Origin of the sequence: Oceanobacter mangrovi, assembly GCF_019740315.1 — a bacterium.
Classification (GTDB): Bacteria; Pseudomonadota; Gammaproteobacteria; order Pseudomonadales; family Oceanobacteraceae; genus Oceanobacter; species Oceanobacter mangrovi.
In genome coordinates this window covers 1-23,284 of sequence record NZ_JAHXZR010000008.1, presented here as the reverse complement: position 1 = coordinate 23,284, position 23,284 = coordinate 1, and the positions used below count along the sequence as shown (strand labels likewise).

The following is a 23,284-nucleotide window of genomic DNA, read 5'->3' as shown; positions in this document are numbered from 1 at the left end:
ATATTCCTGGCCATACAACCAAATGTGACATAGTTCTCAATATTTGGGTCACTGTAAGACAATCATGATTTTGCCCATCCTTTCTGTCATCGCGATTCACTACCATTGACGCTTTCTGACTTTTTGTCGTTCATTAGCAGTTTATGAGGTATGTCGATGAGTATGGATCAGTGGTTGGCCATCCTGGCACACAAAGATGGTTCTGACCTCTATCTGAGCACCGGGGCTCCGCCTTGTGCAAAATTCCAGGGGCAATTAAAACCGTTGGCAAAAGAGGTACTGGCCAGTGGTGAAGTGGAAGCTATCGCCGACTCCTTGATGACCAAAAACCAGAAGCTTGAGTTCGAGGAAGAGCTCGAGATGAACTTGGCTATCTCTCGGCCGTTCGGTCGTTTCCGTATCAACATTTTCCGTCAGCGTAATCAGGTATCGATTGTTGCCCGTAACATCAATACCGAAATTCCCAATCTGGAACAGCTCAATCTGCCACCGATCCTCAAGGAAGTGGTGATGTCGAAACGTGGCCTGATCCTGTTTGTGGGGGGGACCGGCTCAGGTAAGTCGACCTCATTGGCAGCACTGATCGACCACCGTAACGCCAGTGCCGGTGGTCATATCATTACCATCGAAGACCCGGTGGAGTTCATGCATAAGCACAAGAAGTGCATTGTTAATCAGCGCGAAGTCGGCACCGATACCAAGAGCTTCCATGCCGCGCTGAAAAACACCCTGCGTCAGGCGCCGGACGTAATTCTGATTGGTGAGATTCGTGACCGCGAAACCATGGAACATGCGTTAGCTTTCGCTGAAACCGGCCACCTGGCGATTTCGACTCTGCACGCCAACAACGCCAACCAGGCGCTGGAGCGGATTATCAACATGTTCCCGGAAGAGCGTCGTCAGCAATTATTGATGGGGCTCGGCCAGAACCTGCGGGCGTTTGTCTCCCAGCGTTTGTTGCGCACGGTTGATGGTAAGCGTTGTGCTGCCGTGGAAGTCATGCTGGGTACCAAAACCATTGAAGATATGATCATGAAGGGAGACATTCCTTCAATTAAGGAAGTGATGGAAAAGTCGGAAAACCTTGGCATGCAAACCTTCGACGCGGCTATGTTCAAACTCTATCGCGAAGGTCGTATTTCTTTGGAAGAAGCTATCAAAAACGCCGACTCGCCCAACAACCTGCGTCTGCGAATCAAACTGGCTGAAAATGATGGTAATTTGCCGGATGAAAGCAAATCAGGTTCTGTTCTGGCTGGGCTGAGCCTGATGATGGATGACGATGAGAAAGAGGAAGAATCCTGATCGTTAGCTGAAATCCTGTCTCTGTGGCCTGCAGCGGCTGCAGAGACACATCCCTCCAACTTATAAGCCTGTGCGGCTAACTCCTGACACTCGAGCCTGCGTGGCCCGCAGAACACCCAACTCCCACTATTAAGGTGCCGAATCCGGCCAATTATTGGGATGTAACTTTGGTATGCTGGCCTGCTCTGGCAGCCATGCCATAATGAGATTCAATCAGCTGTACAACAATAATCACAAGTCGATGATCCGGAGACGGTATGAAAAAATTCCTCGGTAAGACCCTGCTGGCTTTTGCCTTTGTGCTGTCGCTGCCAGCCAGCGCTGAAAATTATTCCATCGGTACCGGCAGTCAGAGCGGAACCTATTATCCGTTAGGTGGCATTCTGGGGAAAATCTGGAGTGAAAACATTCCGGGCATGAACGTTCGTGCTGAAGTGACAGCTGCCTCGGTTGAAAACATCATCAAGGTTTCGACCAACAAGCAGATTGCCGGTATCGCCATGGGCAACGTGGCTTTGAAAGCCGAGCAGGGTGAAAAGCCGTTCCCGCGCCAGATGCCTGCCGCTGTACTGTTTGCGCTGTATCCGAACGTGGTGCAGTTTATGGTGCCAGCCAATTCCAGCATTACGTCTGTTACCCAGCTGAAAGGCAAAAAAGTCTCTCTGGGAGCACCAGGCTCCGGTACTCGCGTCAGTGCTACCAATATTCTCGATATCCTTGGCGTCAAGGAGGATGATATCAAGGCACAGTCACTGAACTACACCGCGACGACTGAAGCGCTGGCTAACGGTCAGATTGATGCCGGTGTGATTGTCGGCAGCCTGGGGGTTGGCGCGATCACTGAACTGGCACTGACCCGTGATATTCGCATCCTGTCTTTCTCTGCTGATGAACTGGCCAAAATCGAAGCCGCCGCGCCTGCCTACATGAAGTTTGATGCGCCTGCCAACAGCTACAACAAGGTACCTGCGTTCACTACCGCGGCGATCTGGAACGTGCTGGTGGTGAACAAGGATCTGGACGATAAGCTGGCTTATGAAATGACCAAGGTTGCTTTTGATCATATGGACGAAATCCGTCGTGCAATCAGTGACGCCAAATACACCACGCTGGAAAACATGGATATCCTGAAAGGCGTGCCTTTGCATCCTGGCGCCCTGCGTTACATGAACGAACAGCGCAACAAGTAATCATCGCCAACCTTTTCGAGCGCCCGTCGGCATAAACCGGCGGGCGTTTGTGTTTAGAGGAGATCTTAATGTCCACCGAGAAGATGAGCAGCCCGCTGCGCTTGCTATTGCTCTTGGCCACCATTCTGGCGGTTGGATTATCTGTCTTTCAGATCTGGCAGGGGATCAGTGCCGAACTGTCTGCCCCCATGTTTCGTACCATTCACCTGGGTTGGGTGCTGGTGCTGGTATTCCTGATGTATCCGTTGCTGCCCAGGGATCATGTTAACTCCAGTTTATTTGTGGTCAGTCGGCTGTTCGATCTGCTGCTGGTGGTTGCCAGTGGCTGGGCGGCGGCCCGCATTGCCGTGTTTGATTACGACGATATCGGCTTTTTGCTCGATGGCCTGCAACTGACAGATCAGATTGCTGGCACTTTGATGGTTGTGTTGCTGCTGGAAGCGACGCGTCGCACGGTGGGCATGACCATGGTGGTGGTCGCCGGGATCTTTATTGTCTACGCGCTGTTTGGTGATGCTTTGCCAGATGCCGTGGCCAGTAAGGGCTTTACGTTGGAAGAGATGATTCGCTTCCATATTTTCTCCACCAACGGCGTCTATGGCGCGCCGCTGGCGATTGCTGCCGGGGTGGTGTTTATCTTTGTGCTGTTCGGCGCCTTCCTGCAGGTGACCGGCGCAGGCCAGTTCTTTATTGATGCTGCGTTTGCGGTGGCGGGGAAATATCGTGGCGGCCCTGCCAAGGCCAGTGTGGTGGCATCTGCGGCGCTGGGTTCGATTTCCGGTTCCGCGATTGCCAATACCGTCACCACTGGCGCCCTGACCATTCCGATGATGAAAAAGCTCGGCTACAAGCCGGAGCAGGCGGCTGGTATTGAAGCAGCTGCCTCCACTGGTGGGCAGATCATGCCACCAGTGATGGGGGCTGGCGCTTTTGTAATGGCGCAGTTTACCGGCATTGCCTACAGCGAAATTCTGCTGGTATCGATTATTCCGGCGATTCTGTATTTCGCCTGTACGCTGCTGTACGTCCATCTGATGGCGGTCAAACTCGATCTCAAAGGCATGAGTCAGACCGAGGCGATTCGTACTGTCATGGCTCAGGGCTGGCATTTTCTGTTGCCATTGGTGCTGATCACCACCTTGCTGTTAATGGCCTATTCACCGGTGTTGGTGGGCATCGCCGGTTGTGCGGCGATTCTGGTCGCAGCCATGGTACGGGCTCACAGCCGTATTTCGGTGGCGAAATTCTTTGAAGGTCTGAAAGAAGGTGCGCTGATGGCGCTGCCCATTTCAGTCGCCTGTGCCACTGCCGGTATTGTGGTGGGGGTGGTTGGCCAGACCGGTCTGGGGCTTCAATTCACCCAGTTCCTGCTGGCGATGTCCGGGGGGTACCTGTGGTCGGTGTTGTTGCTGATTGGTGCAGCAGCAATTGTGCTGGGCATGGGCTTGCCGGTAACCGCAGCGTATATCGTGCTGTCGATTATGGCGGTACCGGCAATGATGGATCTGGGGGTCAGCCTGCTGGCTGCCCATATGATTGTGTTCTGGTTGTCGCAGACCTCCAACGTGACACCTCCCATTGCACTAGCGGCCTTTGCCGGAGCCGGTATTGCCGGCTCGAAGCCGATGCCAACGGCCGTACAGGCCTTCAAACTGGCGCAGGGCTTTTTCCTGATTCCCGCCATGATGGCGTTTTCACCTCTGATCTGGACGGCAGGTGATTCGATCTGGGGCTACGCCGAAGCCGTCATTGGCACCATCGCGCTGGTGGTTGCGTTTGCTGGTGCGATTGAAGGTCAGTGGGCGACCCGCCTGGGTAAGATGCTGCGTATTGTGCTGCTGGTATTGGCTGTTGTGATGCTGTTTATCCCCAATGACTATCGCATCATTCTGGTGGCGATTGTCTCGGTACTGGTGGTATTCGATATCGTGCGCCATAAAAAGGCCACAGCTGTGGCTTGAGTCCGGCTGGCAGGCTCCGTTCCGGCTCAAATTCAGTCGCTGACGGCCCTTCTGAAACGCCCGGTGCATTGATTGCAACGGGCGTTTTTTTATTGGCTGGCATTTTGGCGGGACCGAGAAGTCAGGCGCTGCGGCAAAGTGTCGGCTTGTCTATTGATAAGTAAAACATATAATAAGCAAAGCTTATTAATTGCCGGTGTTGCCAGATTCAATGGAAAACGACGATCCAACCCGTTACCTCGGGATTCTGATTCATGAGGTTGCCCGTCTATATCGGCGGGATTTTGAAGTCCGTGCCCAGGACCTGGGCTTGACCATCGCCCAGTGGCGGGCGCTGTCGTATTTATCCCGCAATGAAGGCATGAATCAGGTGGCGCTGGCCGACGTGCTGGAAATCAAGCCGATCACGCTGGCGCGCCAGCTCGACAAGATGGAACAGGCCGGCTGGGTTGAACGGCGGCGGGATCCGGCTGACCGGCGGGTCTCTCGTCTGTATCTGACACCTGCTTCACAGCCTTTGCTGGATGAAATGGCGTCCCGTGGCGCAGAAACCCGCCAGCAGGCCCTCGGTGGTCTGACAAATGCCGAGCAGTTGCAAATCGTCAGCCTGCTACAGGATCTGAAAACCAATCTGCTAAAGCCCCAGCTCAAAAACACTGACGGGGCTGCTAACCCGGTCAGGAGTCATCAGGATAAAAATAACCATGAGTAACAATCACCATGAGTAACAGCGCATCAAACACGCCAACGACCGACCAGCCTGTTTCTTCCAGAGGCTCAAAAAGACGGGCTTTGCTGATCGGCGGGCCACTGCTGATGCTGCTGGTTGGCGGTTATTTTTATCTGGCGGGTGGTCGTTATGTCGAAACTGAAAATGCCTATCTGAAAGCCAGCAAGGTTAATATCAGCGCCGAAGTTAAGGGTTCGGTTAATCAGGTGCTGGTCCGCGAGAACAGCCGGGTGGAACAGGGTGAGGTGTTGTTTAGTCTGGATCCGCGACCCTACGAAATTGCCCGTGATGCGGCAGTTGCAGCCCTGCTGGATACTCGTGCAGAAGTCGAAGGGCTGATGCACAGTTATCAGCAAAAGCAGGATGAACTGGCACTGTTGATTGAAGACCGGGACTACGCCGACAGTGAGTTCCGTCGTCAGCAGCAGCTGGTCAAACAGCATGTGGCATCCCAGGCACAGCTGGATCAGGCCAAGCACCAATTGGTCAGTGCCAAACAACAGATTGTGGTCGTGCGTCAGGCGCTGGCGACCTTGCGCGCCGGGCTTGGCGGCAACCCGGAGCTGGCATTGGAACAACAGCCGCGAGTCTTGCTGGCTCAGGCTAATCGCGAACAGGCCGAACTGGATCTGCAACATACCCGCGTGCAGGCTCCTTTTGCCGGTGTTGTCAGTAATATGCCGAAGCCCGGCAAATACATTGAATCCGGTCAGGCGGTGATGAGTCTGGTGTCGGATACCGATGTCTGGATCGAAGCCAACTTCAAGGAAACCCAGCTGGATAACATGCGTCCGGGTCAGCCGGTCGATATTCATATCGACAGCTATGCGGGTAAAACCTGGCAGGGCCATGTCGAAAGCATCAGTCAGGCGACCGGCGCTGAATTCTCGGTGTTACCAGCGCAAAACTCGACCGGTAACTGGGTCAAGGTGGTACAGCGAGTGCCAGTGCGTATCAGCATTGAGCAGGGCCAGGACGCTCTGCCACTGCGGGCGGGCGCCAGCACTGTGGTAGAAGTTGATACCGGCCATAGCCGTGCCGATCAACTGTTAGGTGACTCTGTCGTCGCGGCCAAGGGATAAGATGCCATGTCGGCTGTGACTGCTTCGCCGGTTTCGGAAACCCGTTCGGCAGAACCAAAACGTGGCCTGATCACGATTTCCATCATGCTTGCGACCATTATGCAGGCACTGGACACCACCATTGCCAACGTTGCGCTGCCGAACATGCAGGGCACCTTGTCGGCCACCCAGGAGCAGATTTCCTGGGTGCTGACCTCATACATAGTGGCGGCCGCCATCATGATGCCGATGACCGGGTTTCTGGCCGCTCGTTTTGGTCGCAAGCGCCTGTTCCTGTGGTCGGTAGCGGGTTTTACACTGACATCCATGTTGTGTGGTGCCGCGACGAGCTTGCCGGAGCTGGTGCTGTTCCGTTTGTTGCAGGGGATTTTTGGTGCTGCACTGGTGCCGCTGTCACAGTCGGTGCTACTGGATACCTATCCGCGTGAACAGCATGGCTCTGCCATGGCGATGTGGGGCGTTGGGGTGATGGTTGGGCCGATTCTGGGCCCAACTCTGGGTGGCTATCTGACTGAGTACTACAACTGGCGCTGGGTGTTTTTTATTAACCTGCCATTTGGCCTGATGGCGCTGGCGGGGATTTTTGCCTTTGTGTCGGAAACCCCCAAAGACAATTCCCGGCGCTTCGACCTGTTTGGCTTTGCGGTATTAAGTCTGGCGGTTGGTGCCATGCAGATGCTGCTCGACCGGGGCCAGTCGCTGGACTGGTTTTCCTCGCCGGAAATTCTTGTTGAAGCCGTGATGGTGGTGCTGTTTGCTTACCTGTTTCTGGTGCAGATGTTCACGGCCAAACATCCGTTTATCGAACCCGGGCTGTTTCTCGATCGCAATTTTTCGGTGGGGCTGATCTTTATCTTCCTGATCGGCATTATTCTGCTGGCGACCATGGCGTTGTTGCCGCCATTCCTGCAAGGATTAATGGGGTATCCGGTGCTGGATACCGGCATGGTGCTGGCCCCTCGAGGTGTTGGCACCATGGTATCCATGATGGTGGTCGGACGCCTGAGCGGCAAGGTGGACACCCGTTTGATGATCACGCTGGGGCTATTGTTTACCTCGTTGTCGTTGTGGCAAATGACGGCTTTTACCACTGAAGTCAGTGAACTCACACTGGTGTATACCGGTATCGTCCAAGGGCTTGGCCTGGGGCTGATTTTTGTACCGCTGAGCACCATTACCTTTGCCACGCTGGCACCGCGCTATCGCAATGAAGGCACGGCCATGTTCAGCCTGTTACGCAACCTGGGCAGCAGTATTGGCATTTCCTGGATGATGACGCTGCTAAGCCGTAACACCCAGGTCAATCATGCCGTGTTGAGCGAACAGGTGACGCCGTTTAGTCAGGCGCTGGAACAGGTCAGCAGCTGGGACCCAACGACGGTACAGGGGCTGATTGCGATTAATGATCAGGTTACCCGGCAGGCCCTGACGATTGCCTATCTGCAGGATTTTCGGGTGATGATGTGGGTGACACTGGCGGCGTTACCCCTGGTGTTGCTGTTGAAAGCACCGGCTAAGGTGAAGATGCAAAGCTAGTGCTCGTAGGGGCAAGGCATGGCTTGCCCAAACAGCTCCAGGAAAACCCGCTCTTGCCAAACAGCCCGTCAGATCACGGACCTGGCGGGCTGTTTGGTTTACACATTGTGGCTCTGATCAGGCCGTTACAATCGCATCAGGCGCCCAGTACGCTGTCGACCAGTGCCTTGGCATCGGTTTCCAGCTGGCTGACGTGCTCTTCCGAGACGAAGCTTTCCAGATAGATCTTGTAGACGTTTTCAGTACCGGACGGACGAGCGGCGAACCAGCCGTTGGCGGTTTCGACCTTGAGACCGCCAATCGGTGCATCGTTACCCGGCGCGCGGGTCAGGATACGGGTGATGGCATCGCCAGCCAGGGTATCGCCCTTAACCGCTTCCGGGCTCAGACCTTTCAGCACAGTTTTCTGCTCGGCAGTACAAGGTACGTCGATACGCTTGTAATACGGACGGCCATAACGGGCGACCTGCTCTTCGTACAACGCCTGCGGGTCTTTGCCGGTAACCGCCAGAATTTCCGCGGCCAGCAGTGACATGATGATGCCGTCTTTATCGGTGCTCCAGACGCTGCCGTCTTTACGCAGGAAAGACGCGCCAGCACTTTCCTCGCCACCAAAGGCCATGTCACCGTCGAACATGCCGTCGACATACCACTTGAAGCCGACCGGTACTTCACACAGCTCACGGCCGAGGCCATTCACGACGCGGTCAATCATGGCTGAAGACACCAGGGTTTTGCCGAACTTGATGTCCTGTTTCCATTGCGGCCGGTGAGTGGCCAGATATTCAATTGCCACTGCCAGGTAGGCATTCGGATTCATCAGGCCGGTGCTTTTGCAGACGATACCGTGACGGTCGTAGTCCGGGTCGTTACCCACGGAAATATCAAACTGGTCCTTGATTGCCAGCAGGTTTTGCATGGCGTATGGGGACGAGCAGTCCATGCGGATGCGGCCGTCTTTATCCAGCGGCATAAAGCTGAAGGTCGGGTCGACGGCTTCGTTAACCACGGTGATATCCAGTTGATATTTTTCTGCAATGGGTTTCCAGAAGTGCAGGCCGGAACCGCCCATCGGGTCAACACCAATACGGATGCCGGCTTTGGCGATGGCTTCCATATCAACCACGCTGCCGAGGTCGTTGACGTAGTGGGAGATATAGTCGAAATCTTCTACCAGCGGGCTTTCATCAACGGCTTCGGCCGGAATCCACTCCACTTCTTCGAGATCGTTGGCCAGCAGCTCGTTGGCGCGCTGGGCAATCCAGCCGGTGATGTCGGTATCTGCCGGGCCACCTTTGGCCGGGTTGTATTTGATACCACCGTCTTCTGGTGGATTGTGGGATGGTGTGATGACAATGCCGTCGGCCAGGTCATCGGCGTCGGCGTCACGGTTGTGGGTCAGAATGGCGTGGGAAATCACTGGCGTCGGGGTGTAGCCATCGCCGTCCTGGATACGCACACGCACGTCGTTGGCAACCAGTACTTCCAGCGCTGTGCCAAAGGCGGCTTCCGACAGCGCATGGGTGTCTTTGCCCAGGTACAGTGGGCCCTTGATACCGGCTTCGGCGCGGTATTCAGCAATCGCCTGACAAATGGCGGCGATATGGTTTTCATTGAAGGTGGTATTCAGAGCTGAACCGCGATGTCCTGAGGTGCCGAATTCAACCTTGTGGCCAGGGTTATCCAGAATTTCGGGTTGATGACGGTAATAGGCGGCCATCAGGGCCGGAACGTTAACCAGGGTGTCGCGAGGGGCTTGCTTGCCGGCATCCGGGTGAGTTGCCATAGGTCGTATCCTTCAATTGTTATGTAAAGCTCGTGGTCGTCATGCTGCTGGATTATCGGCTGTGATGCAATTGCCCGGCAGTTAGGCCAAAGTGGCAGCAGTATATCCTGTTTGTTTGGACTGTTTGCCGGTCGCATGACCGGGTTGATGGTTATTGGCGTTGGCGGAGAAAGGTATGGCGGAGCCATTAAAAAATCGTTACGGCCTGGAAGTGGCGGAAATGCTGGCGCAGCAGCTGACAGCCAGCTGGCCGGAGTTTGATCGCGAAGGTTTTATGACGGCTGTCAGTGACGGTTATGACGCGCTTGAACTGATGGATCGTGGCCGTCATCTTGGTCATTGGCTGGGCAAATTTCTGCCCGCCGATTACCCACAAGCGGTGGAGATCCTGCTGGCTTCGCTGGGCCAACCGCTCAGCATTGACCGCAGTTTTTCGATGTCAGCCTTCTATTATTTGCCACACACCTGCTTTGTTGCGGAATACGGTTTGGATCATTTTGAGCAATCCATGCGGGCCCAGTATGAACTGACCCAGCGTTTTACGGCCGAATTCAGTATTCGTCCGTTTCTTGAGCGCTATCCGCAGCAAACCCTCGAATTACTGCACCAGTGGAGCGCCGATGCCAACCACCATGTGCGACGGCTGGTATCTGAAGGCACCCGGCCGCGGCTGCCGTGGGGCAAACGTCTGTATCAGTTTATTGATGATCCGGCTCCGGTGGTCGAATTGCTGCAACGACTGAAGGATGACCCTGAATTGTACGTACGACGCTCGGTAGCCAATAACCTCAACGATATTGGCAAGGATCATCCTGAATTATTGGTCGATATTTGCCGCGACTGGTGGCGAGATGGTTCGGAAGATCGGCGTTGGCTGGTGCGTCACGCCTTGCGTTCGGCAATCAAGCGCTGTGACCCACAAGCGTTGGCGCTGCTTGGATATGGTGCAGCGGCAGACGAACTGGAAATCATTGCCAATCTCGATAAGCAGAGGGTGCAGCTGGGTGATTCGATTGAAATTCAGGCGCAATGCAGGCTGCCCGCCGGGGCGTCAGAGAGTCAGTCCGACCTTCAGCTAATGATCGATTTCCGGGTATGGTTTTTGAAAGCTAATGGCAAGCAGGCTGCCAGGGTATTCAAGCTGAAAAAGCTCACCATTTCCCCTGGAGAACAGCTGCAGCTCAGTAAGCGTCTGGCTTTGGTGCCGATGACGACCCGCAAATTGTACGCCGGGGAGCATCGGGTGGAGCTGGTCGTAAATGGCACAACTTACCCGGTTGGCAGTTTTGATTTGTCGGTCACGTAACAACTCGTATCAGAACGGTAACATTACTGCGCTAATACAAGAATACGGACAAGGCAGTCAGACAGACTGGTAGCAACACGGCTACTGGCGGGAGAGGGACATCGTATGAGTACTTTATGCATTCAGCAAACAGACCGTCGGCGACACTGGAAGTCCAGGCATCTGAAAATCTGGCGGCAGTGGTTATTGGGGTGCCTGTGTGCTTCAGTCATCTTGCCGGCGACGGCTGCCCAGCCTCAGCCTGAGCAAGGCTCCTGGCTGGATCAGCTGCCAGCACCGGATACCCGCGTGCAGCATGACTTCCCCCGGCTGGAACAGCAGCAAGCCTCACAATTACTGGAATTGCTGGCCCAGCGTGATTTTGCTGGCCTTAATCAGGCCTATTTACAGCTTGATAAGGCGGCGGTTTTGCATCCCGGGCAGGATCTCAAGGCAATGGATGCCTTTGAGCTCTGGCGTCAGGCGGCAGCCAGTTACACCGAAGAAGACTTTGACCTGTGGATCAAATCGGCTCCAGAGAATCACACGCCACGGCTGGCCAAAGCCTGGTATCTGTTTGGCAAGGCGGTGAATCAGCGGCAGTTTTCGCTTGATGAAATGGCCCAGTCGCTGGCACAAGCCATGGTGATTAATCAGCAGCTGCTGGCCGCAAAACCAGACTCTTCTGCGTCACTGATCCTGCAATTGCAACTGCATGATTATCTTGGTCAGCGTGAAGAAGAAGCGACTCTGGCGCAGCAAATCATTCATTCCTTTAACGGCTCTGCGGCTTTGGCTGATGCTGTGCTGCGCTCCGCCAGCCCGCTGCAGGGTGGTTCCTATCAGCAAATGCTGGAACTGGCGCAGGCGCTGGTCGGCAGCCAAACCAAACCGCAGGACTGGCAATGGCTGTATGGGGTCGTGCTGGAACAGGCTGCTACCAGTGAGTTAAAAGCCAAACGTAGTGACCATGCCCGTCATTTGCTGGAGCTGTCGTTGCAGTACGGCAGTCGCTGGCAGACCCGTTACGAGCTGGCACGGCTGGCGTATTTCTTTGATCGTGACAAGGCCGCTGCCGCAGTGTATGTCGAGCAGGCGCTGGCATTGGCATCGGCGCAACCTGAACCGCACCTGATTCAGTCGCGGCTGGAGTTCAGTCGTGGCAACTATCAGAGCGCGCTGAAGCATTTGCAGTGGGCGCGTAATCTGATGGCGGCGGGTTTGACCGATAACTGGCAACAGTGGGCCGCAGAGAAGCTCTCTGATCGAGCTGAAAAACTCAAGCAGCATGAGACGCCTGCCGCGCTGGCAGAAGCATTGCAAATGGTGCAGCTGGCGGCGGAATTCAACCCCAATGACACCAGCTTGTTGATGGCGGCATCCAGTTTGTCGGAGCAGCTGGGCAAATAATCTTGCCCGGCTGTTTTCAACGTTTAGCGGGCTGTCAGGCTGACAATAAGCCTTGCAGATAACCGGGTAAAACATCGCCAGCCTTGCCGTACAGGTGTTCGGCAAAGCTGTCTTTCACCTGGCTGGGTTCCAGATTGATTTCGATCGTGTGAGCACCGGCTTCGTTGGCAATCTGAACGAAGCCTGCAGCCGGGTAGACGTGGCCAGAGGTGCCAATGCTGATAAACAGATCGCATTGCTCCAGCGCCCGATAGATCTCATCCATAAACAATGGCATTTCACCAAACCAGACGATGTGCGGCCTCAAGCCGGGCAGGTCGCAGCAGTCACAATAGCTTTCTTTGGTAATGTCCTGATCCCAGTCGAACACCTTGCGGGTTTGCAGGCAGCGAACTTTTTTCAATTCGCCGTGCATGTGCAGCAACTTGTGGCTGCCAGCCCGTTCGTGCAGATCGTCGACGTTCTGGGTAACCAGCAAAAACTCGCCATCGAACGCTTGTTCGAAAGCAGCCAGTGCCTGATGTGCCTTGTTGGGTTCAACTTCTTTCAATTGTGCCCGACGGGCGTTGTAGAAACGCTGTACCAGCTCCGGGTTGCGATCAAAGGCTTCTGGCGTGGCGACGTCTTCAATGTGGTGGTTTTCCCACAGGCCGTCATTATCGCGGAAGGTGCGCACGCCGGATTCGGCGGAAATACCAGCACCGGTTAACACCACAATACGGCGGTAACGGTGAGCTTCGCCCTGGCTAGCTGAGTTGGCTGTCATCAAAATGGTCCCTGAAAAAATCCCTGATTTCGGCGGCTTTGGCCATCGCATCGTCAAAGCCGAGACAAATAAGCCGGCGGCAGTAACCTTCTGAAAACAGCAGGTAACTGAGAATGCCGGAGCCGTTAGAACGACTGTTAGTGTTGCCGTTGATTACCAGCCGCAAGGCTTTTGGTACTTCATCAGCATGTTCGCCCGCCAGCTCATCCAGTGAGCGACTGGGGCTGATTTCCAGCAACTGGATGGGTTTCAGTTCCATATCATAGTGCTGGCGCACCGAACGGGGAATATGCTGCAGTGTACGATTGATTCGTTGCAGCCGTTCGATGTCGCTTTCCATACTGTCGAGGAAAGCGGCATTGAGCATATGGCCCATCATTTTGGCGGGCGTCGGATAGCGGGTATTGGGGATTGCGGGTTTATTACGATGGGTGATGGCACTGACCCCAATCACCATGACTTTTTCCGCCCCCAGATGCAGCGCCGGACTGATGGGAGCCAGCTGACGTACGGCGCCATCGGCGTAAAACTGGTCACCCAGAAAAACCGACGGGAAAATCATCGGGATGGCTGATGATGCCATCAGATGGTCGATGGAAAGCAGACTGCGCACGCCAACCCGGCGTTGCCGTTGCCAGTTTTCGATTTCCGGATGCCCCTGAAAAAAGGCGGTGGATTCGCCGCTGTCGACACCCGAGCAATTGACCGCGATGGCATACAGATGCTGGTCGTCGATAGCCTGCTGCAGCCGTTCAAAATTGGTGACTTCCTCCAGCAGTTCGCGCAGCGGGGAATTGTCCAGCAGGGATGCCGGGTCGCTGGTGCCGCGGCGTCCAAAGAACAGGCTGCGACTGACCCTGGCCAGCGAACTGGAAATGCCCCAGAAATCGGTGCGGTAAATCTGGTCCGGGGTGAAGTGACGCCAGATCCGTTCCAGTTGACGAATACCGCGGCGATAGTCAGCGGCGTAACTGGCCAGGGCAATGCCGTTAATGGCGCCGGCCGAGGTGCCGGAAATAATATCGAACGGGTTGTAGTGCCCTTTCGGAAGGATTTCATGCACGGCTTTCAGTACACCGACCTGATAGGCCGCCCTGGCACCACCACCGGACAGGATCAGTCCGGTTCGCTGCGTTTTCATAGAATCTCCACTTTCCATTTGTCTCCATGCCGGCAGACAAGGACTGTTTGATCCGGGATGGCGATGTTAGCGGCGCTGCGCCGACACCATCAAAGCGGATGATACAGGTCGTGTTTCAGCGCTTTCAGTATAGTGCATAATGCTTGCCTGACTTTGAGGAGGCCGTCATGTTCACTGGAATCGTCCAAACCCGTTTGCCTGTCTATGCTGTTGATCGTAAAGCAGATTTTGCGACCTTTACATTACAATTCCCGACCGAACTGGCAGCCGGACTGAAACTCGGGGCCTCGGTTGCGCTGAATGGCACCTGCCTGACCGTACGGACCATGGATAACGACCTGATCAGCTTTGATGCCATTGGCCAGACCCTGGCAGTCACCAACCTGGGAGCGGTTGAACAGGGTACAGAGGTGAATATCGAACGGGCGGCCAAAGTGGGGGACGAAATTGGTGGCCATATGATTTCCGGCCATGTGATGGCACAGGTGGCGGTGCTGGAGCGGATCGAATCGGCGAATAACCTGGTGTTGTGGTTCGAACGGCCGTCAGAACTGGCGCCGTATTTGCTCGACAAGGGCTATGTCGCCCTCAATGGCTGCAGCCTGACCATAGCGGCAGTGCAGGAAGATCGTTTTTCGGTACACCTGATTCCGGAAACCCGTGAAGTCACTACCTTTGGAACCTCACAGCCAGGTGACAAGATCAATCTGGAAGTGGATCCGCAGACCCAGGCGATTGTTGATACCGTCACCCGGGTACTGGCTGATCCGGCGCTGCTGGGCGAGTTGACCGCGCGTCTTACAGCGACTGCAAATAACGGATAATATCCATCGACTCAAACATCCACTGTTCCTCGCCCTGGTCATTTTCAATCAGCAGGCAGGGAACGGTGGTGCGTCCGGTTGCCTGTTGCTGCTGTTTGCGAAAGGCCGGGTTCTGCAACACATTGCGTTTTTCAACGTCGACTTTTACGGCAGGCAGGCTGCGCAGCACCATTTGGCAGAATGGGCACATGTCGTAATAGTAGAGCGAGTACTTCATAGTCTTCCTCGGGCTGGTCATTGGCGGAGTTGTGTAAACAGCTCCGGTATACCCCAACAGTGTAAACATCATGGATTTTCTTGAACAACTGATTCTGCTGGTATTGGCAATTGTCGCCAATTGGTTTTCTGCATTGGCTGGTGGTGGTGCCGGTTTGATTCAGTTGCCGATGTTGATTTTTCTGGGCTTGCCGTTCCCGCTGGCGCTGGCGACCCACAAGATTGCAACGGTCGCGCTGGGTGTTGGAGCTACCGGCCGTCATCTTCGCGAGGGGCATTTGATGCCCTGGCTGCTGGCCCTGGTCGCCGTCAGCGGCATTCCCGGGGTGGTGGGCGGCGCGCTGTTTATTATTGGTGTTGATGATCGCAGCGCGGAAATCGCGCTGGGTATGCTGATGCTGTGTTTGTCGGCCTATTCGATTTTCAAGCCAGAGCTGGGCTTGCAGGAACAGGCAAAGCATCGCACGCCAATGGGCTATGTTATCGGTGCGCTGGTGCTGTTCCTGATTGGCGTAATGAATGGCGCCTTGTCAGCCGGTAGCGGATTGTTTGTGACCCTGTGGCTGGTGTACTGGTTTGGTTGCCAATACAAGCTGGCGGTGGCTCATACGCTGGTGGCGGTTGGGCTGGGGTGGAACGGTGCCGGAGCCATCACCATGGGCACCGTAGCAGATGTGCAGTGGAGCTGGATTCCGGCTCTGCTGCTGGGCTCCATGATTGGCGGATACCTGGGTGCGAATACGTCCATCAAGGCGGGTAACATTACCATCAAACGCCTGTACGAGACGGTAACCCTTGTGGTCGCGCTGAAGCTTCTGATTGGCGATTTGCTCTGACAGTCTGGCTTTTGGCAAGCTCTCACTACGACCTTTTCAGGACTGAAAGCGGCAATAAAATAACTTTAGAAACAATGGGTTACCTTTAAATAGGTATCCCACTGTCCATACCATGCAACGGCGTTTCCCGCACACGAAATTGCTTCCCTACTAATTTCTCCGATAGGCATACTTCACGGCTGTCTGACGTTTTTTCGTACGATGTTGTGAGGGCTTGAGTATGAATCACTGGATCTATCTGGCTATCGCCATTGCGCTTGAAGTTGTTGCGACCTCGGCGCTGAAACAATCCAACGGCTTTGCCAAACTGCTGCCAACGGTGGTGTCTGTGTTGGGTTATGTCGGCGCATTCTGGTTGTTGGCACTGTCGCTGAAAACCATTCCGATGGGCATTGCCTACGCCATTTGGGCGGGGGTCGGTATTCTGGCGATTACCCTGATTGGCTGGGTCTGGTTTGGCCAGAAGCTGGATGCTCCTGCAGCGGCGGGCATTGCCATGATTGGTGGCGGGGTGCTGGTGATTAACCTGTTTTCAAAAATCAGCGCGCATTAGTAACGTCTGGAGTCGGCAACATTCTTGAAGGATGGACCTTGCCCGGCAATCGCTGGGCATGGCCCAACCTACCTGTTTGAGCAGCGTTCCCACCTGGAACGTGGGAACGAGTAGGCCGACGGAGCCCGGACTTACCACATCAAATCATCAGGGATCTGATACGCCGCGTATGGATCATCTTCATCCATCACATCGCCGGAGGCATCGGCAATCATAATGAAGTGGTCCGGGCCGCGTTCGCGGATCTTCTCGGCCACCTGCAGTGGGACGACCTTGTAAACCGCTTCTTCTTTTACGACTTCCAGCAGAATAATTGCCAGCTGACCACGGCTGAGACGATCCCAGACGGCCTGGTTGACGTACATCTGCTTGACCTTCTTGTCATGCACGAAGTTGTACTTGATGTCGCCAGCGGCATCGACGGCATTGCTGCTGATCAGCTGTTTGATCTGGGCGGCAATGGCTTTCAGTTTGGCGGCGTCGTCGCGCTGACGGTTGAGTTCCTTGTCGCGGGCTGCCTTGTCCTTGCGGGCGGCTTCGGCTTCGGCAGCGGTATCTTCAAGGCCTTCGTCGTTACCGGTACGCTTGGCGTGAGCGGTCTTTTTCATTTCCTTGGCGTTTTTCTTGGCCTTCTTCTGATTGGTCAGACCCAGAGCCAGCATCTGATCTTGCAGTGACTTTGCCATAATCTTGTTCCTTATTGGTTCCAGACGCCTGCAGGCATCAATCCGGCCAGTTTGGTGATGGAAGCATCGCGTTCGGCGACGGTTTGGGCGGTCACGGTAACGTGGCCCAGTTTGCGCGCCGGACGCGCTTCCTTGCCGTAGGAGTGCACATACACACCGTCCAGACCGGCGGCGGCAGACGTTGGTGTTTCATCACCAATCACGTTAAGCATGGCAACGGCCGGATAGAGTGCATCCGTCGCGCCCAGTGGCTTGCCGGAAATTGCCAGCATGTGGTTGCGGAACTGGCTGGCTTCAGCGCCCTCGATCGACCAGTGGCCGGAATTGTGCACGCGTGGTGCCACTTCGTTGGCTACCAGGCCGGTTTCGGTATCGAACAGCTCCAGCGTGATGGTGCCCACGTAGTTGAGGCTGTTGGCCAGGTCGGTGATGTAGGTGCGTGCTTGCTCGGCCTTGGCGTCGCTCAAACCCGCGCATGGGTACAGTGAATAGCGCAGAATCCCTTCATGGTGAACGTTTTCGGTCATTGGCCAGATCACTACCTTGCCATCCGCGCTGCGGCTGGCAATCACCGAGGTTTCCCGGGAAAAGGTGACGAAGGCTTCAGCGATCAGCTCACGGCCACCGATGGCTTGCCAGGCTGGTTCGGCATCATCCGGGGAGCGCAGTACAAACTGGCCCTTGCCGTCATAGCCTTCGGTGGTGGTTTTCAGCACGATCGGCAGACCCAGCTGCTCGACAGCCGCCTTGACGTCTGCCAGCGAGTTGACCGCACAGAAGTCTGCGGTGGCAATACCGGCAGCACGCAGGGCATTCTTTTCCAACAAGCGGTTCTGGAACACCTTGAGGGCGTTCAGGCCGGGAGCCAGCTTGTCGGCGTGGCCTTCCAGCACCGCAACGATATGAGCCGGAATGTTTTCGGTTTCATAGGAGATCAGGTCATTGGCAGCAATAAAGGCTTCCAATGCTTCATCAGAGTGTGCCCGCAGGTCATACAGGCTGATGTCGAGGTCTGTCAGGTCAGTGACGCTGGCTTCCAGCATCTGGCCGAGCTGGCCGTTACCCAGAATACCGATCTTCATATCTAGCAAATACCTTCTTTAAATACGGATGGACACCTGTCCGCGCCGGGGCCGGGCAGGATTCCAAAATAAAAGCCTGAAAAACAAAAAGCGGCTGATTCAGCCGCTTTTGCTTCATTGCGAACCTGGTCGCGAATTGTACCTGCTGAATCAGAAGGCGTCGCGTGGATCTGGTTCTGACAAAACAGTTTCTGTTTGCTTGGCACGGAATTCGTCAATGCGACTCATCAGTGCGGCATCGCTGGTGGCCAGAATCTGTGAGGCCAGCAGACCGGCATTCTTGGCACCGGCATCACCGATGGCCAGTGTACCAACGGCCACGCCACCTGGCATTTGTACAATCGACAGCAGTGAATCCAGACCTTTCAAAGCCCGTGATTGCACTGGCACACCCAGTACCGGCAAGGACGTCTGGGAAGCAACCATGCCTGGCAAATGCGCCGCACCACCGGCACCGGCGATAATCACCTTGAGGCCACGGTCGTGGGCGCTTTTGGCATATTCAAACAGCAAGTCCGGAGTACGGTGAGCCGATACCACCTTGACTTCGTAGGCGACGCCCAGTTTGTCGAGCATCTCGGCTGCGTGCTGCATGGTTGGCCAGTCGCTCTTGGAGCCCATGATGATGCCAACTTGTACTGTCATAGGGAAAACCCTCTAGCTTCTTGGGCCAGTCCAATCGACGGTTAGCGGCAAGTTGCCTTCATACTGGCAGTTGCTTCTGCTGGGTGTCTGCAGGTCTGTACCCATTTGCGTTAACGCTGGCGTTTCTACATGGTTTGCCAACGTGTTGTTCTCTCGCCAGCAAAAATAACTCCGTGACCCATGACAACGGAAATTGTCCGGGCTGGTCTGGTTGGCATTGGGAGACTTGCGCGGCTGCTTGCCGAGTCAAGATTCAGGCCGGGTGACCATCAGGAGCCGGTCTCTGGCGAGGCCGGTTTTGGAAAGGGCAGGGATGGTAGCATATGGTTATTGAATAAACAGTCATTAAAAAAACTAACAAGACCTTGCCATCAATAATCAGCTTCTATTAACTGGCGCTATCAGACGGATAAGCCTGCTGGTCTTGGGTTGTTGGTAGCGGGGAGCTATTATCAGGGCAAATTCGATTGATGGAACGAATGCCGCCATGTTGACCCTGTTATCGCCCGCCAAAACCCTCGACTACGAAACGCCGCCAACGACCAGCCGCAGCAGCATGCCCGGATTTCTGGATGACTCCGCTGAGCTGATTGATGTGCTGCGAGAATATTCACCCGCGGAAATCAGCGGTCTGATGAGCCTGAGCGATAAACTGGCGCAACTGAACGTTGAGCGCTATTCCAGCTGGCAGCTGCCGCTCACCGAACAAAATGCCAAACAGGCCATTCTGGCCTTTAAAGGCGACGTCTATACCGGACTTGAAGCAGAAACACTGGATGACACTGGGCTGGACTACGCCCAACAGCACATTCGTATGTTGAGCGGTTTATACGGCTTGCTGAAACCTCTCGATCTGATGGCCCCATACCGGCTTGAAATGGGCACCAAACTGTCTAACGGTCGTGGCAAAGACCTCTATGAATTCTGGGGCGGCAAGCTGACCGAGGCGATCAACAGCGAGTTGGCCAGCCACAACAGCAAGTTTGTGGTGAATCTGGCATCTAACGAGTATTTCAAATCAGTACAGCCGAAAAAGCTGGCAGGGGAACTGATCACCCCGGTATTCAAGGACGAGAAAAGCGGCAAGTTCAAAATCATCAGTTTTTACGCCAAAAAGGCTCGCGGTATGATGGCACGTTATCTGATTGATAATCAGATCGACAGCCCGGAGGAACTGAAAGCCTTCAATGTGGCCGGATACAAATACTGCCCGGAAGATTCCAAAGGTAATACCTGGGTATTCAATCGAGCCGAAAAGGATCTGCCAAATGCCTGACCTGTCCAGACTGCTGCGTACCACAGCCATCGCCAGTGTTGTAACACTGGGCCTGAGCGGCTGTGTACTGTCGCCGCAAGTGATCGAACTGAATGAACAAACCAATATTGACAGCCAACAGCTGCAACAGCCGCGCAATGCACTCATACGGGTGGTAGATAAACGTGGTGTTGACGAGGATTTGCTCGGTTATCGCGGTGGTCGTATGCCGGAAAACTCCCCGCTGCTGGCCAGTACGCCACTCAAGGAAGTACTCACCAACCGCCTGCGCAGCACCATGGCACAACTGGGATTCGGCGGCAGCAGCCAACAGGAAGCTCTGAAAGTGCAGCTGGATATCAACAGCTTCGACTATGAATGTGATGAAGGTGTGATGGTGAATGAATGTCGCCTCGACATGACCCTGTCTGTCGAGGTGATGGACGGCGCCAGCAAATTCGACAAGCCGTACACCATGAGTGAAAGCCGCTCGGTAGTGGCCTCACCATCGCAGGAATACAACCAGCAATGGTTGAACGAATCCATCGACAAGCTCTGGAGTCATATTTTTGCGGATAAAGAGCTGCTGATGAAGCTTGGGGTTAGTCAGTAAGGGCGGGGTGAGATAGTTGGAAATAGCCCGCCAAGGCGGGCTATAGAATTTATTTTTCAATACTTGCTGAAAAATCATATGAGTAATTATCAGTGTAAATAATGCCAGGTTGAAGCTAATAATAGTTACTCTTGATTTTTTGAAGCTTTTGGTTATTGGATAATGCCTGGAGTTCATTATCCAAAGATGGAGTGCTATGGATTGTTGGAATTTTAACCAAAATATATAGAAATTACTTCTAGCCCCGGGCTATTTTGACAGACTTACCGAAAATATTGTTTCTAACACAATGTAGGTTATCGACAATGTTAGCGCTATATAAATTACCATGACTTCATAAATTGCCATGACTTCAGGCCTTCTGTTGCTGAAACCGCTAAACCACCAGGGATTCTCAAATTAAGTTCAAATACAATGTGGTTTTTTCCATTTTCCCAATTGTAGTTAGCCCATGATAACCCTGATGGAAAATCACTTTGAAATGGCTTTGGTCAATTGATCTTTACTTACCGTCACAACATTTGACTGAAACCCTCTACCGGACACGTTACCACCTTTTAGCTGCAAGCATATATCCTCTGGATCAACTGATAGATCGTACAAAACATAGTACATTTGATCCTTGGATTTTTTGAGCGCAGAAGGAATTTCTGAGCTTTTGCTCCATTCGATACTCAAATAGCTCTCATAAAAATAGCGATTTTCACCTTCTTCACTGTTTTTATCTATAAAATAAACCTTAGAAAATGAAATCAACGCACTTATTTCAGGACGATTACAAAAGTAAGCAGTACTTGACATATTAAAACTATTTTCTGATATATAAGTGTCTAAATCTTTTCGAGTGCTAAATTTCACTTTCAAGGCGCTACCCATGTCATCAGGTAAATCAAAGTTTTTTGTGTTAGTGTGAATTTCTTTGATCTCAACGAGCGTCAAATCGGTTGGAAAATTTGATACACACCCCGCCAAAAATAAGTAAGAAAGCACTAGTGCTTTACGCGTAAAAATGTAGCTCATATTGAATATCACCGCCTATAGTTTGTAATAGTGATAACACACATCTGCATGATTATACTTGGATATCCTCTGAAAAACTCGCTCGAATCAGCGATAATTGCCTGATCCATCAGCAGGACGATTGACCATGACCCAGATGACCTTCGCCGAACTCGAATACCAGAACAAGAAGCGCAAAACCCACCGCGAAGTCTTTCTGGAGAAAATGGATCAGCTGATTCCCTTGGCCAGGCCGGCGATGGAAGATGCCTGGTATGAAATTGAGTCCATGAGGCGGTTAGCCTGGCTGATGTTGTCAGATGCTCTGCGGGCGAAAGCACCATCCTAAACTTCCGTCATTTCCTTGAGCAGCACAAACTTGGCAGCCTGATTCTGGACACCGCCAATTTGATGAGGAAGACAAACAGCTCACTCAGGGCGTACTGGAAGGGTTGATTTTGAAGCATCAGGCCAAGCAGCCCATTCAACGTCAGACTGCCGCTAAAGGAGAGTAAATAACTTTTAGGCGCTGACTGGAAGGGTTGCAGCCCAACCAGCCAGCTAATCACAAACGATAAGAGACTATCGATTATGACTACAAACCACGATACACAAGCTTTACGCCGGGCTAAAACTAAAAAGCAACAACGGCAGCTAAAAGTCAGGGAGGCTTACTACTCCTATCAGCTTAGCCAGAACTGTCACTAACGCACACCCATCGGTGAGATTCATCTTAAAGGCCATTGGTTAATCAAAGCAGGATTTGAGATTGATTCGTCTGTGAAGGTCAGAGTCATGGAGGGGTGTTTGGTATTGACTAGCGAACCGTAAAACTAAAAAGCCCTGGTTTTTAGGCTAGGGCTTTAAGTACTAAGCTTCTTTCATCGATAAAATTTCTGTAAAAAAATGGGTATTCCGTATTGCAATAAAATATGAATCCCAGCAAAGAGCAAAATGTCAACAAACTTAGCAAGAATAATTAGCTCTTTATCCCACAGAAAAACCAATAAATAAATAACAAGCGAAACAACTGGTATGCCAGACATTCCACCATGTTTTATAACTTTCTTGGAGTTGAGTAGGCAAGATACAATATCTATAACTACTCCTAAACCAAGAAATAAAAAACTAAAGCTGAAATCAAGCACTCTCTCTCTCCTACTTCAATATTCTTTGGCCAAGAAACCCTTTAAACCATTCGCCACCTGAAGGCCACCTCAAACTACTGCCTGAAACTGTAGCCGTCACAGACTGAGTGTTCTGGTTGAATAACCCGGACACCTCAAGAAGAGATAAACTCTTCTCAGCCAGAGGTGCCAACCATGAGTCAGAAACGCAGTTACAAACAGTACCCACAAGAATTTAAGGATGAAGCCGTTGCTC

Annotated in this window: 24 protein-coding genes; 15 read left to right on the top strand and 9 right to left on the bottom strand. The window is 53.5% G+C overall.

Annotation, left to right across the window (positions count from 1 at the left end; genetic code table 11):
• Positions 1-156: 156 nt before the first annotated feature.
• The 6 genes from K6123_RS15940 (at position 157) to K6123_RS15915 (ending at position 7,804) form a co-directional block, all read left to right on the top strand.
• Positions 157-1,305 (top strand): PilT/PilU family type 4a pilus ATPase, encoded by a 1,149-nt coding sequence (locus tag K6123_RS15940; RefSeq protein ID WP_221799521.1) that lies wholly within the window; start codon positions 157-159, stop codon positions 1,303-1,305.
• A 257-nt stretch (positions 1,306-1,562) separates the two neighbouring features.
• Positions 1,563-2,495, top strand: a complete 933-nt coding sequence (locus K6123_RS15935; protein WP_221799519.1) for a TAXI family TRAP transporter solute-binding subunit — start codon at positions 1,563-1,565, stop codon at positions 2,493-2,495.
• A gap of 68 nt (positions 2,496-2,563) precedes the next feature.
• Positions 2,564-4,456, top strand: a complete 1,893-nt coding sequence (locus K6123_RS15930) for a TRAP transporter permease (RefSeq protein ID WP_246624854.1) — start codon at positions 2,564-2,566, stop codon at positions 4,454-4,456.
• Between the two features lie 211 nt (positions 4,457-4,667).
• Positions 4,668-5,168 carry a MarR family winged helix-turn-helix transcriptional regulator gene (locus K6123_RS15925; RefSeq protein WP_221799517.1) on the top strand — a complete coding sequence of 167 codons (501 nt, stop codon included), beginning with the start codon at positions 4,668-4,670 and terminating at the stop codon, positions 5,166-5,168.
• 8 nt (positions 5,169-5,176) lie between these two features.
• Positions 5,177-6,268, top strand: coding sequence for an HlyD family secretion protein (locus tag K6123_RS15920; RefSeq protein ID WP_221799515.1), 1,092 nt, complete (start codon positions 5,177-5,179; stop codon positions 6,266-6,268).
• 6 nt (positions 6,269-6,274) lie between these two features.
• Positions 6,275-7,804, top strand: a complete 1,530-nt coding sequence (locus K6123_RS15915) for a DHA2 family efflux MFS transporter permease subunit (RefSeq protein WP_221799513.1) — start codon at positions 6,275-6,277, stop codon at positions 7,802-7,804.
• A 136-nt stretch (positions 7,805-7,940) separates the two neighbouring features.
• On the opposite strand, the gene pgm is transcribed toward K6123_RS15915, so the two are convergent.
• Positions 7,941-9,590, bottom strand: coding sequence for a phosphoglucomutase (alpha-D-glucose-1,6-bisphosphate-dependent) (gene pgm / locus K6123_RS15910; RefSeq protein WP_221799511.1), 1,650 nt, complete (start codon positions 9,588-9,590; stop codon positions 7,941-7,943).
• A gap of 175 nt (positions 9,591-9,765) precedes the next feature.
• Here pgm and K6123_RS15905 point away from each other — a divergent pair, with 175 nt between their 5' ends.
• Together K6123_RS15905 and K6123_RS15900 are read left to right on the top strand one after the other, a co-directional pair.
• Positions 9,766-10,896 carry a DNA alkylation repair protein gene (locus K6123_RS15905; RefSeq protein WP_221799509.1) on the top strand — a complete coding sequence of 377 codons (1,131 nt, stop codon included), beginning with the start codon at positions 9,766-9,768 and terminating at the stop codon, positions 10,894-10,896.
• 105 nt (positions 10,897-11,001) lie between these two features.
• The gene (locus K6123_RS15900; RefSeq protein WP_221799507.1) at positions 11,002-12,285 is read left to right on the top strand and encodes a tetratricopeptide repeat protein; all 1,284 of its coding nucleotides are present in this window, start codon (positions 11,002-11,004) and stop codon (positions 12,283-12,285) included.
• Between the two features lie 34 nt (positions 12,286-12,319).
• Here the strand turns inward: K6123_RS15900 and cobB are convergent, their stop codons facing one another.
• Positions 12,320-13,051, bottom strand: coding sequence for a Sir2 family NAD+-dependent deacetylase (gene cobB / locus K6123_RS15895; protein ID WP_221799505.1), 732 nt, complete (start codon positions 13,049-13,051; stop codon positions 12,320-12,322).
• On the bottom strand, positions 13,032-14,192 hold the full coding sequence (locus K6123_RS15890; protein WP_221799503.1) for a patatin-like phospholipase family protein: 1,161 nt from the start codon (positions 14,190-14,192) through the stop codon (positions 13,032-13,034). Before K6123_RS15890 ends, cobB begins: the two co-directional genes overlap by 20 nt.
• Positions 14,193-14,359: 167 nt before the next feature.
• On the opposite strand from K6123_RS15890, the gene K6123_RS15885 reads away from it, so the two are divergent.
• Positions 14,360-15,016, top strand: a complete 657-nt coding sequence (locus K6123_RS15885) for a riboflavin synthase subunit alpha (RefSeq protein ID WP_221799501.1) — start codon at positions 14,360-14,362, stop codon at positions 15,014-15,016.
• Here K6123_RS15885 and K6123_RS15880 read toward each other — a convergent pair.
• Complete coding sequence (locus K6123_RS15880; protein WP_221799499.1) at positions 14,991-15,233, bottom strand: glutaredoxin family protein; 243 nt, start codon at positions 15,231-15,233, stop codon at positions 14,991-14,993. The genes K6123_RS15885 and K6123_RS15880 overlap by 26 nt on opposite strands.
• A gap of 70 nt (positions 15,234-15,303) precedes the next feature.
• On the opposite strand from K6123_RS15880, the gene K6123_RS15875 reads away from it, so the two are divergent.
• Positions 15,304-16,068, top strand: a complete 765-nt coding sequence (locus tag K6123_RS15875) for a sulfite exporter TauE/SafE family protein (RefSeq protein WP_221799497.1) — start codon at positions 15,304-15,306, stop codon at positions 16,066-16,068.
• Positions 16,069-16,288: 220 nt separating this feature from the next.
• The gene (locus tag K6123_RS15870; protein WP_221799495.1) at positions 16,289-16,621 is read left to right on the top strand and encodes a DMT family transporter; all 333 of its coding nucleotides are present in this window, start codon (positions 16,289-16,291) and stop codon (positions 16,619-16,621) included.
• A 131-nt stretch (positions 16,622-16,752) separates the two neighbouring features.
• Here K6123_RS15870 and K6123_RS15865 read toward each other — a convergent pair whose 3' ends face one another.
• The 3 genes from K6123_RS15865 to purE form a co-directional block, all read right to left on the bottom strand.
• Positions 16,753-17,307, bottom strand: a complete 555-nt coding sequence (locus K6123_RS15865) for a DUF2058 domain-containing protein (RefSeq protein WP_221799493.1) — start codon at positions 17,305-17,307, stop codon at positions 16,753-16,755.
• 11 nt (positions 17,308-17,318) lie between these two features.
• Positions 17,319-18,389: a 5-(carboxyamino)imidazole ribonucleotide synthase gene (locus tag K6123_RS15860; RefSeq protein WP_221799491.1), complete on the bottom strand. Its 1,071-nt coding sequence runs from the start codon at positions 18,387-18,389 to the stop codon at positions 17,319-17,321.
• A 150-nt stretch (positions 18,390-18,539) separates the two neighbouring features.
• Entirely contained in the window at positions 18,540-19,034 is a 495-nt protein-coding gene (gene purE, locus K6123_RS15855; protein WP_221799489.1) for a 5-(carboxyamino)imidazole ribonucleotide mutase, read from the bottom strand.
• A gap of 487 nt (positions 19,035-19,521) precedes the next feature.
• On the opposite strand from purE, the gene yaaA reads away from it, so the two are divergent.
• Positions 19,522-20,310 carry a peroxide stress protein YaaA gene (gene yaaA / locus K6123_RS15850; RefSeq protein ID WP_221799487.1) on the top strand — a complete coding sequence of 263 codons (789 nt, stop codon included), beginning with the start codon at positions 19,522-19,524 and terminating at the stop codon, positions 20,308-20,310.
• Entirely contained in the window at positions 20,303-20,902 is a 600-nt protein-coding gene (locus K6123_RS15845) for a YajG family lipoprotein (protein ID WP_221799485.1), read from the top strand. The genes yaaA and K6123_RS15845 overlap by 8 nt, the downstream gene beginning before the upstream one ends.
• Positions 20,903-21,373: 471 nt before the next feature.
• Here K6123_RS15845 and K6123_RS15840 read toward each other — a convergent pair whose 3' ends face one another.
• Positions 21,374-21,922 (bottom strand): hypothetical protein, encoded by a 549-nt coding sequence (locus K6123_RS15840; protein WP_221799483.1) that lies wholly within the window; start codon positions 21,920-21,922, stop codon positions 21,374-21,376.
• 127 nt (positions 21,923-22,049) lie between these two features.
• Between K6123_RS15840 and K6123_RS15835 the strand changes: the two genes are divergently transcribed.
• Together K6123_RS15835 and K6123_RS23515 are read left to right on the top strand one after the other, a co-directional pair.
• Positions 22,050-22,250 (top strand): hypothetical protein, encoded by a 201-nt coding sequence (locus tag K6123_RS15835; RefSeq protein WP_221799481.1) that lies wholly within the window; start codon positions 22,050-22,052, stop codon positions 22,248-22,250.
• A 368-nt stretch (positions 22,251-22,618) separates the two neighbouring features.
• Positions 22,619-22,732, top strand: a complete 114-nt coding sequence (locus K6123_RS23515; RefSeq protein ID WP_221799863.1) for a SymE family type I addiction module toxin — start codon at positions 22,619-22,621, stop codon at positions 22,730-22,732.
• Between the two features lie 50 nt (positions 22,733-22,782).
• Here K6123_RS23515 and K6123_RS15825 read toward each other — a convergent pair whose 3' ends face one another.
• Positions 22,783-23,049, bottom strand: coding sequence for a hypothetical protein (locus tag K6123_RS15825; RefSeq protein ID WP_221799479.1), 267 nt, complete (start codon positions 23,047-23,049; stop codon positions 22,783-22,785).
• Positions 23,050-23,284 lie beyond the last annotated feature (235 nt).